This is a genomic window from Streptomyces sp. NPDC001594, from assembly GCF_042893675.1.
GTDB lineage: Bacteria > Actinomycetota > Actinomycetes > Streptomycetales > Streptomycetaceae > Streptomyces.
This window is the reverse complement of record NZ_JBIAVB010000019.1, coordinates 105,794-116,359: the sequence shown is the minus strand read 5'-3', so window position 1 is coordinate 116,359 and position 10,566 is coordinate 105,794. Positions and strand designations below refer to the sequence as shown.

General features: G+C 72.7%; 8 protein-coding genes. 7 read left to right on the top strand and 1 reads right to left on the bottom strand.

Translation table 11 applies throughout. The features are described 5' to 3' along the window. The first annotated feature begins 10 nt into the window (after positions 1-10). The 4 genes from ACFY0O_RS31615 (at position 11) to ACFY0O_RS31600 (ending at position 6,354) form a co-directional block, all read left to right on the top strand. Entirely contained in the window at positions 11-3,823 is a 3,813-nt protein-coding gene (locus ACFY0O_RS31615; RefSeq protein WP_388953019.1) for an amino acid adenylation domain-containing protein, read from the top strand. A 43-nt stretch (positions 3,824-3,866) separates the two neighbouring features. Then, positions 3,867-4,574 (top strand): thioesterase II family protein, encoded by a 708-nt coding sequence (locus ACFY0O_RS31610; protein WP_388953016.1) that lies wholly within the window; start codon positions 3,867-3,869, stop codon positions 4,572-4,574. Between the two features lie 65 nt (positions 4,575-4,639). Next, on the top strand, positions 4,640-5,596 hold the full coding sequence (locus ACFY0O_RS31605; protein WP_388953014.1) for an ATP-binding cassette domain-containing protein: 957 nt from the start codon (positions 4,640-4,642) through the stop codon (positions 5,594-5,596). Next, positions 5,593-6,354, top strand: coding sequence for an ABC transporter permease (locus ACFY0O_RS31600; RefSeq protein ID WP_388953011.1), 762 nt, complete (start codon positions 5,593-5,595; stop codon positions 6,352-6,354). Before ACFY0O_RS31605 ends, ACFY0O_RS31600 begins: the two co-directional genes overlap by 4 nt. 91 nt (positions 6,355-6,445) lie before the next feature. Here the strand turns inward: ACFY0O_RS31600 and ACFY0O_RS31595 are convergent, their stop codons facing one another. Beyond that, positions 6,446-7,960 (bottom strand): FAD-dependent monooxygenase, encoded by a 1,515-nt coding sequence (locus ACFY0O_RS31595; protein WP_388953008.1) that lies wholly within the window; start codon positions 7,958-7,960, stop codon positions 6,446-6,448. 329 nt (positions 7,961-8,289) lie between these two features. Here ACFY0O_RS31595 and ACFY0O_RS31590 point away from each other — a divergent pair, with 329 nt between their 5' ends. The 3 genes from ACFY0O_RS31590 to ACFY0O_RS31580 are packed head-to-tail and all read left to right on the top strand — an operon-like array spanning position 8,290 to position 10,510. Further along, a complete protein-coding gene (locus ACFY0O_RS31590; RefSeq protein WP_358893396.1) occupies positions 8,290-8,523 on the top strand; it encodes a phosphopantetheine-binding protein in 234 nt (77 codons plus the stop codon). Next, on the top strand, positions 8,520-9,770 hold the full coding sequence (locus tag ACFY0O_RS31585; protein WP_388953005.1) for a cytochrome P450: 1,251 nt from the start codon (positions 8,520-8,522) through the stop codon (positions 9,768-9,770). The genes ACFY0O_RS31590 and ACFY0O_RS31585 overlap by 4 nt, the downstream gene beginning before the upstream one ends. Further along, positions 9,767-10,510: a thioesterase II family protein gene (locus ACFY0O_RS31580; RefSeq protein ID WP_388953003.1), complete on the top strand. Its 744-nt coding sequence runs from the start codon at positions 9,767-9,769 to the stop codon at positions 10,508-10,510. The genes ACFY0O_RS31585 and ACFY0O_RS31580 overlap by 4 nt, the downstream gene beginning before the upstream one ends. Positions 10,511-10,566: the final 56 nt, after the last annotated feature.

Below are 10,566 nucleotides of genomic sequence, written 5' to 3'. Positions count from 1 at the left end.
GAGAGAAGCAATGATCCCGCTGTCCTTCGTGCAACGACGCACATGGTTCCTGCACCAGCTGGAGGGTGCGGAGACCTGGAACATCTCCTCGGCGTTCCGGCTGACCGGGCCCCTGGACCGGGAGGCCCTCCTCGCGGCGCTGGGCGACCTGGTGGACCGGCACGAGATCCTGCGCACCGTCTACCGCACGGACGAGGACGGAGAGCCCTACCAGCTGATCCTCCCGCTGGACGAGGCGCTGGCGCAGGTGTCCGTGCCGGTCGCGGACGTGGCGCCCGAGGGCGTCTCCGCCGCCGTCGACGAGACCGTCGCCCACTGGTTCGACCTGGAGACGCAGATCCCCCTGCGGGCCCGGCTGCTGCGCTCCGCGCCCGAGGAGCACGTCCTGGTCCTCGTCATCCACCACATCGCCTCCGACGGCAGCTCGGGCGCCCCCCTCGCCCGCGACCTGGCCACCGCCTACAACGCCCGCCGGGCCGGCCGGGCGCCCGGCTGGGAGCCGCTGCCCGTCCAGTACAAGGACTTCACCATGTGGCAGCGCGAGGTCCTCGGCGACCTCGCCGACCCGCAGAGCCTGGGCGCCCAGCAGGTCGCCTACTGGCGCCGGGAACTGGAGGGCGTGCCCCAGCCGCTCGACCTCCCGCTGGACCGCCCCCGTTCCGTGGAGGGCGGCACCGACGGCGACGCCGTCCCCATCCCCGTGGCCGCCGAGGTCATGGCCGGACTGCAGAAGCTCGCCGACGGGCGCGGGCTGACCATGTCGATGGTCATGCAGGCCGCCCTCGGCGTCCTGCTCGGCAAGCTCGGCGGCGGCGAGGACATCCCCGTCGGCACCCCCATCGCCGGCCGGACCGACGAGGCCCTGAACGACCTCATCGGCTGCTTCGTCAACAACCTGGTCATCCGCATGGACCTGTCCGGCGACCCCACCTTCGCCGCCCTCCTCGCCCAGGTCCGCGACAAGGCGCTGACCGCCTACGAGAACCAGGACGTGCCCTTCGAGGTACTGGTCGAACAGCTCAACCCCGACCGCTCCGCCGCCTACCGGCCGTTCTTCCAGGTGATGTGCGGCTGGCAGAACACCGAGAAGTGGTCCCTCGCACTCGACGGCCTCGACGTCGAGTACCGCCAGGCCCTCCTCGCGACCACCCAGGTCGACGTGTTCTTCAGCATGACCACCGACGAGACCGGCGCCCTGCGCGGCGACATCTCCTACGCCACCCACCTCTTCGACCGGGACACGGTCGAGGACATGGCCGCCCGCTACGCCCGCGTCCTGCAGCAGCTCGCCGCCGACCCGCAGGTCCGCATCAGCGAGGTCGACGTCCTCGTCGACGGCGAACGGGAACTGCTGCTGACCGAGGTCAACGACACCGCCGAACCCACCCTCGACGGCGGCCTGGCCCAGGCCCTGCGCCGGCAGGCCGAGGCCGCCCCCGACGCCCCCGCCGTCATCGCGGAGGAGGAGACGCTCACCTACCGCGAGCTGGAGTCCCGCTCCAACCGGCTCGCGCACTGGCTCGTCAGCCGCGGCGTGCGCCCCGAGTCGCTGGTCGCCGTCATCCTGCCCCGCACCGCCAACCTGCCGGTGGCCCTGCTCGCCGTCCTCAAGGCCGGCGGCGCCTACATCCCCGTCGACCCCGACCACCCGCGCTCGCGCACCGACTTCGTCCTCGACCAGGCCCGGCCCGCCCTCGTCCTCGACGCCGACACCCTGGCCGCCGCCGACTGGGAGCACTGGCCGGACACCCCGCCCGAGGTGGACGTCCGCCCCGACAACAGCCAGTACGTCATCTACACCTCCGGCTCCACCGGCACCCCCAAGGGCGTGGCCATCCCGCGCGGCGCCGTCGCCAACTTCCTGGCCGCCGCCGGGCGCCGGTTCCCGCTGACCGCCGCCGACCGGATGCTGTTCAGCACCACCGTCTCCTTCGACATGGCCAACACCGAGCTGTACCTGCCGTTCGTGTGCGGCGCCACCATGGTCCTGGCGAGGAAGGAGACCGTCACCGACCCGGCGGCCATGACGGCCCTGCTGCGCCGCCACGCGGTCACCGTCGTCCAGGCCACCCCCGGCTTCTGGCAGATGCTGCTCGCCCACGAACCCGACGCCGCCCGCGGCCTGCGGATCATCACCGGCGCCGAGGCCGTCCCGCTGCGCCTCGCCGAGACCCTCGCCGAACAGGCCGCCGAGGCCGGCAACTGGTACGGCCCCTCCGAGACCACCACCTGGTCCACCACCGCCCCCCTCAAGGCAGGCGCGGGCGTCTCCATCGGCACCCCGATCGGCAACACGCAGGTGTACGTGCTCGACGCGCGGCTGCGCCCCGTCCCGCGCGGGGTCCAGGGCGAGCTGTACATCGCCGGAGACGGACTCGCGCGCGGCTACCAGGACCGTCCGGACCTGACCGCCGAACGCTTCGTGCCCTGCCCGTTCGGCCCCGCCGGCGCCCGCATGTACCGCACCGGCGACCTGGTGCGGTGGAACAAGACGGGCGCCCTGGAGTACCTCGCCCGCACCGACCACCAGGTCAAGGTCCGCGGCTTCCGCATCGAACTCGGCGAGATCGAGCACGTCCTCGCCGGCCACCCCGACGTGGCCCGGGCGGCCGTCGTGGTCCGCGAGAACCGCCAGGGCGACCGGAGCATCGTCGGCTACGTGGTCCCCGCCGCGGACGCGGCCGACCCCGCCGCACTGCTCCCCGAGCTCACCGCCCACCTGCGCGGACGCCTCCCGGACTACATGGTGCCCGCCGCGCTGGTGCCCCTCGCCGAGATCCCGCTGACCCCCAACGGCAAGCTCGACCGGCAGGCCCTGCCCGACGGGCACGGACCGGCCGCGGCCGCCGGCGGGGCGCCGCGCAACTCCCACGAGGAGAGGCTCGCCGCCGTCTTCCGCGAACTGCTCGACCTGGAGCACGTCGGCGTCGACGACGACTTCTTCGCCCTCGGCGGCCACTCCCTGCTCGCCACCCGGCTCAGCGTCCGCATCCGCAAGGACTTCGACGTCGAACTGCCGCTGCGGACGATCATCAAGTTCCCGACGGTGGCCGAGCTCGCCGCCCTGCTGCTCGCCGGAGCCGTCCCCGACGAGGTCGCCGACCCGTTCGGCGTCGTCCTGCCCCTCAACAGCGACCCCGGCACCGGGAAGAAGCCGCTGTGGTTCTTCCACGGCGGGGGCGGGCTGGGCTGGGCCTACTTCAGCTTCGTCACGCACGTGCAGGGCCGGCAGGCCTACGCCCTCCAGTCGCGCGGCGCCGACGGCCGGGCCCCGCTGGTGGAGTCCATCGACGAGATGGTCGACCACTTCATCGAGGAGATGCTGGCGGTCCAGCCCGAAGGGCCCTTCAACCTGGTCGGCTGGTCCTACGGCGGCACCCTCGTCCAGGCCGTCGCCGCCGGCCTGGACCGGCGCGGCCACGAGATCGCGCTGACGGCGGTCCTCGACTCCCAGCCGGGCGGCCAGGGCTGGTCGGACATCCACCGCGACAAGACGGTGGAGGACTACCGCGACGAGCTCGAGGACTTCTTCGGCCAGTACATCGGCACCGGGAACCAGCAGGAGTTCCTGGACAACATGTCGAAGGTCCTCGCCAACAACACCAACCTGATGATGGATTGGGAATCCCCCGTCTACGACGGCGACATCGTCTTCTTCCACGCCACCCTCAAGGACGAGATGTACGCCCACCTGTGGCGCCCCTACGTCCTGGGCACCATCGAGGAGCACGACGTGGCCGCCACCCACCACGAGATGAACCTGCCCGGACCCGTGTCCGAGGTCTTCGAGGTCCTCAACGCCAAGCTGGCGGACCTGGCATGACGAGCCGGGCCGCCCACGCAACCGATGATCGGAGCTGGTCGCGATGACGCGGACCACCCTGCTGTGCGTCCCGTTCGCGGGCGCCGGCCCCTCCTTCTTCCACCCCTGGCGGGGACTGGCCGCCGACCGCTGGCGCGTCACCTCGGTGGAGCTGCCGGGCCGCGAGCGGCGGATCCTGGAGGAGCCCTACCGCAACGTCCAGGAAGCCGCCAAGGGCGTGATCGACGAGGTCGTCGCCGACCTCGGCGAAGGCGGCCGGACCGTCCTGTTCGGGCACAGCCTGGGCGCCGTCCTCGCCTACGAGCTGGCCCACCTGCTGGGCGAGCGCGGCGTCCACGTCGAACGGCTGGTCGTCAGCGGCTCGCCCGGCCCCTGGACCCAGCGCGAACGCCGCGCCGCCGGCCTGCCCGACGAGGAGTTCCTGGCCAGGGTCGAGGAGTTCGCGGGCTTCCGGCACGAGGCCCTGGACCACCCGGAGATGCGGGAGCTGATCCTCCCCGTCCTGCAGGCCGACTGCGAGATGCACGAGAGCTACGTCCCCAGCACCGACGAACCGCTCGCGGTGCCGATCTGCTCGCTGCGCGGCGCCGACGACGGACTGGTCAGCGCCGAGGAGGCCCGCCAGTGGCGGGCGGCGACCACCGCCGGCTTCACTTGGGCGGAATTCCCCGGCGACCACATGTACCTGGTCGGCGCCGGCCGCGAGGTGCTCGACCTGATCGCCCGGCAGTCCCTCTCTGAACAGCAGTGATGTGCTCCAGCGCCGTGTCAGCGGCGTGACAGGTCGATGACAGGGCCGAAGAGGAAAGTGGAGGCATGAGAAGCTCAGCGATCGCAGTTTCAGGGCTGCGTAAGGCATACGGTGACAAGGTCGTGCTCGACGGCATCGACTTCGACGTCGCCGCGGGATCGGTCTTCTCCCTGCTCGGCCCCAACGGGGCGGGCAAGACGACGACGGTCAACGTCCTGACGACGTTGATGAAGGCCGACGCCGGCACGGTGCGGGTCGCCGGGTACGACGTGGCCGCCGAGACCCGGCAGGTGCGCGGCGCCATCGGCGTGACCGGCCAGTTCGCCGCGGTCGACGAACTGCTGACGGGCCGTGAGAACCTGCAGCTGATGGCGGACCTGAAGCGCGTGCGCGACGGCGGCAGCCTGGTCACCGGGCTGCTGGAGCGCTTCGACCTGGCGGAGTCCGCGGACAAGCAGGCGTCCACCTACTCCGGCGGCATGCGCCGCAAGCTGGACCTGGCGATGACCCTGGTCGGCAAGCCGCAGGTGATCTTCCTGGACGAGCCGACGACGGGCCTCGACCCGCGCAGCCGGCGCACCATGTGGGGCATCGTCCGCGAACTGGTCGCCGAGGGCGCCACCATCTTCCTCACCACCCAGTACCTGGAGGAGGCCGACCAGCTCGCCGACCGGATCGCGGTCCTCAACCAGGGCCGCCTGGTCGCCCAGGGCACCCCCGAGGAGCTCAAGCGCCAGATCCCGGGCACCCACGTCCGGTTCCGCTTCGCCGACCTCGCTGGACTCGACGCCGCGGCCCGGGTCCTCCCGGAGGCCACCCGCGACGACGAGGAGCTGACCCTGAGCGTGCCCGGCGACGGCGGGACCCGCTCCGTGCGGGCCCTGCTGGACCGGCTCGACGCCCACGGGCTCGACGCCGAGGAGTTCTCGGTGCAGCGCCCCGACCTCGACGACGTCTTCCTCGCCCTGACCGACCAGTCGGCGGGCGTCCAGAACACCAGCAAGGAGGCGATCGCACAGTGAGCACGGTCTCGACGCCGTTGGCCGACTCGGCGATCATGCTGCGCCGCAACCTGAAGCACACCGTGCGCAACCCCGTCACGGTCTTCAACGCGGTGCTCTTCCCCATCATCATCATGCTCATGTTCGTCGGGGTGTTCGGCGGCGCCTTCAGCGTCGGCGAGGACTACGTCGACTACGCCACGCCCGGCCTCCTCGTGATGGCCATCAGCTACGGGCTGGGCGCCACCGCCACGGCGGTGAACGACGACATGACCAAGGGCATCATCAACCGGTTCAAGACCATGGACGTCTCGCGGGGCGCCATGCTGACCGGCCACGTCGTCATCACCTCGGTGCGCTGCCTCGTGGCCTGCGCGGCCATCGTCGGCGTGGCCTTCGCCATGGGCTTCGACCCGGCCGCGAGCGCCCTGGACTGGCTCGGCGTCGTCGGCGTGGTCATCCTGCTGAGCTTCGCTGCCGGCTGGCTGACCGTCGCCACGGGCCTGGCCGCCAAGACCGTGGAGTCCGCGGGCCTGGCCACCGTGCCGCTGATCATGCTGCCGTTCCTGAGCACCGCGTTCGTTCCCGCGGAGACCATGGGCACCGGCATCCGGCAGTTCGCCGAATACCAGCCCTTCACCCCGATCATCGAGACCCTGCGCGGGCTGCTGAACGGCCACCCCTCGGGCGGCGACGCCCTCGCGGCCGTCGCCTGGTGCGTGGGCCTCGCCCTCCTCGGCTACATCTGGGCGGTCTCCACGTTCAAGAAGCGGGCGTGAGCCCGGCCTGAGCGCCGCCACCACGACGGCGGCCGCCGGGACCCCGACAGGGTCCCGGCGGCCGCCGTACGCGTTCCCGGGGAAGGGCGCCTCACCCCACCCGGGCCGGACCGAACCAGGTGGTCAGGGCCGCCCGGAGCGCGGCCGTGTCCGGCTCGCCGCCGGCCTCCGCCGCCCAGGCCACGTGCCCGTCGGGCCGGATCAGCAGCGCCGCCGGAGCGGGCACCTCGCCGACCGGCGGAACGGGCCACAGCTCGTCCTCCGCGCGCGCCGCGACCAGGTCGACGCGGCCGGCCCAGCCCGCGGCGACCGCGGCGAGCTCCGCGCCGCCGGACAGGTCGAGCAGGACCGGCCGGGCACCGTGCAGCAGCCGGTAGACGCCGACGACGCCCTCGTCCGTCTTCAGGTCGGCGTCGAAGACCCGGCGGCCCTCCATCGGGTGGTCGCCGTCGACCGGGTAGCGGACGTCCAGCGCGGTCAGCATGTGCCGCAGCACCCGGTTGACGTCGTCGAAGACCATCAGCGAGCCGAACACCTCGCGCAGCGCGTCCGTCGCCGCCCCGGGACGGGCCAGGGCCGCCTGCGCCCGGGTGTTGTGCAGCACGCGCTCCCCGACCGGGTGGCGCTCGTCGTGGTAGCTGTCCAGCAGGGTCTCCGGCGCGTCGCCCCGGACCACCGAGGCCAGCTTCCAGCCCAGGTTCACCGCGTCCTGCACGCCCATGTTCAGCCCCTGCCCGCCGGCCGGGAAATGGATGTGCGCGGCGTCCCCCGCCAGCAGCACCCGCCCCGCCCGGTACCGGTCGGCCTGCCGCGCGGCGTCGTTGAACCGCGACACCCAGCGGGGGGCGCGCATGCCGAAATCGGTGCCCGCCACCCTGACCAGGGACTCCCGCAGCTGCTCGAACGTCGCCGGCGCGTCGCGGTCCGCGACCCGGTCGTACTCGGAGGTGATCACCCGGTACCAGCCCGGCTCGAAGGCGATCGCCGAGTAGTCGCCGCCCGGGGTGCGCCGCACCCACACGTAGTCCTCCGGCAGACCCGGCAGTTCCACGTCCCCGATCAGCGCCGTCATCGTCGCCTCGGTGCCCGGGAAGCCGATGCCCGCCAGCTTGCGCACCGCGCTGCGCCCGCCGTCGCAGCCCACCAGGTAGCGCGCGCGCAGCTCCGCCGGCCCGTCGGCCGTGTCCAGTCCGACCGTCACCCCGTCCGCGTCCTGGCCGACCGCGCTCACCGCGGCCGACCGGCGCACCCGCACGCCGAGCTCGCCGGCCCACTCCTCCAGCAGCCGCTCCACGGCCGACTGCAGGATCATCAGCGGATAGGGGTGCCTCGACTCCGACTCGTCGAAGTCCAGATACAGACCGGAGAAATGCCCGACCGGCTGCGGTTCGCCCTCCGCCAGGAAGCGGTCCAGGACCCCGCGCTGGTCGAGCACCTCCAGGGTCCGCGAGTGGATCCCGCCGGCCCGGGACTCACCCGTGCGCTCCGGGAGCCGCTCCACCACCACCACGTCCACGCCCGCCAGCCGCAGCTCGCAGGCGAGCATCAGGCCGGTCGGCCCCGCGCCCGCGACGATGACGTCCGCGTCCGTACCCTTATGCCCCACGTCGTTCCCCCTCGTTCGACTGCGCCTCTAACGACGTTGAATCACCTTCACGTTCACTGAACGCGAATCAGCCGGTCAAGGAACGCCACTGCCGGGGCGGGGCAACCCGTGGGCGGACTTCCGCCGTCCCGCCGGCGGGACGGTCCCCGGGAGACGGACCCCCGGCGCACTCTCAACCCCACCGGCCGGCGAGCGCCGGGACACCGCCGAAGCGGTGTGGGCGGACGGACATCCACGCGAGACTCGGTCCGGCCGTTCGAGGAAGTGTCTCGCCGGCGGGACGGCGCGGCCGGGGGACCCCCGGCCGGCGGAGGAAGGACAGACGGGCAATGGGATCGTTGGGACAGGAAATCGCGGAGCTCTGGGGACAGCACCTGGGCGGCCGCGCGGTCGGTGTGGACGACGACTTCTTCGCGATCGGCGGCAATTCGCTGAGCGGCATCAAGATCATCGAGCGGGTGTCGGAGCAGTACGGCGTCCAGCTGTCCGTGCGCGACTTCTACCTGGCGCAGACCCCCGCCCGGGTCGCCGAGCTGATCGAGCAGGGCAGGACCGGGGCGTGAGGCTCACGCCGGGTCCCGCCCGCGAGATCGACCTCGCCGGCCTCGACCTGTTCGACCTGGACCTCTACACCTCCGGCGACCCCCACCCGGTCTGGGACGTGATGCGGGCCGAGGCCCCCCTGCACCACCAGGTCCTGCCGGACGGCCGGGAGTTCTGGTCGGTGACCCGCTACGAGGACGTCCGCCGGGTCCTGTCCGACCACCGCGAGTTCACCTCCGAACGCGGCACCGTCCCCACCCACCTCGGAACGGACGACCCCGCCGCCGGCGTGCTGATGACCTCCACCGACCCGCCGCGGCACACCGAGGTCCGCCGCCCGCTCGGCTCCAAGCTCACCGCCCGCGCCGTCCAGGTCTGGGAGGACCGGATCCGCGCCACGGTCGTGCGCTTCCTCGAACCCGCCCTCGACGGCGCCGTCTTCGACCTCGCCGAGCAGGCCCTGCTGCTGCCCGCGCTGGTCACCGGCCCGCTGCTCGGCATCCCCGAGAAGGACTGGGAGGAGCTCGTCCGGCTCACCGCCATGGTGACGGCCCCTTCCGACCCGCACTTCCTCCTCGGCAGCGAGGCCGCCACCCTGGCCATCTCCCACCACGAACTCCTCACCTACGTCCGGGACTGGGCCAGGACCCATCGGGCCTCCGGCGAGGAGGACGAGAGCCTGCTCCACCACCTCACGAGCGTCCGCCCCGGCGGAGAGCCGCTGTCCGACGAGGAGGTCGCCCTCGACGGCTACAGCATCCTGCTGGGCGCCAACGTCACCACCCCGCACACCGTCTCCGGCACGGTCGACGCGCTCATGGAGCGCCCCGAGCAGTACGCCAAGGCGGCGGCCGACCCCACGCTGGTCCCCAACCTCGTCGAGGAGGGCCTGCGCTGGACCTCGGCCGCCTGCAACTTCATGCGGTACGCGGTGGACGACGTCGAGATCGCCGGCGGCACCGTCCCGGCGGGCGGCGCGGTCGTGGCCTGGATCGGCTCCGGCAACCGGGACGCGTCCGTCTTCCCCGACCCGCACACCTTCGACCTCACCCGGGCCGGCGCCAAACGCCACGGCGCCTTCGGCTTCGGCCCGCACTTCTGCATCGGCGCCCCCCTCGCCCGGATGACCCTGCGGGTCTTCTTCGAGGAACTGCTCGCCCGCTTCGAGTCCCTCGAACCCGCCGGTGAACCGCAGCACCTGCGCTCGTACTTCATCGCCGGAATGACCCACCTGCCCCTCGTCGGCAAGAAACGGCGGACCCCATGACCACCGGCACCCCCACCGCCCCCTCGCCGTGGTTCGTCCGGCCGCCCGCCGAAGACGCCGCCGCCCGGCTGTTCTGCCTGCCCTTCTCCGGCTCCGGGGCCTCGGCCTTCAGCGCCTGGCCCGCCGACATCGACGGCGCCGAGGTCTGCCCCGTGCAGTTCCCCGGCCGCGAGAACCGGCTGGCGCACCCGCACTACGGCACCTACGAGGAGCTCGCCGACAGCCTCGTCGAACAGCTGGCCCCGCTCCTCGACCGGCCGTACGCGCTCTTCGCGCACTGCGCCGGGGCGATCCCCGCCTACGAGACGGTGCTCCGGATCGCCGAGCGCGGCCTGCCCGGCCCGCGGTGCCTGTTCGTGTCGGGCCAGCCCGCCCCGCACGACGCCGCCCGCGACCGGATGCTCGGCCTGACCGAGCCGCAGCTGCGCGCCGAGCTGGAGGCGTTCGTCCGCGGCCGCGGCGTCGAACCCCGCCCCGACATGATCGACCTGGGCATGTTCGTCCTGCTGCGCGACCACGCCGCCGCGGGCGCCTACCGGCGGACCGAGGCCGCCCCGGTGGACTGCCCCGTCGTCGTCCTGCACTGGCGCGAGGACACCGACGTGAGCCCCGAGGACCTCGAAGGATGGCGCCGGTACGCGGACCGGGTCGAGTTCCGGGTGGTCGGCGGCGGCCACTACGGCTTCATGGACGCGCCCGGCGACCTGCTGGCCGCTCTGTCCCCGTCCCACTGGAGCTGACCCCCGCCCGTCCCCGCTCACCCCGGCGATCCGCCGGGAGAACCCGAAGGGAACGT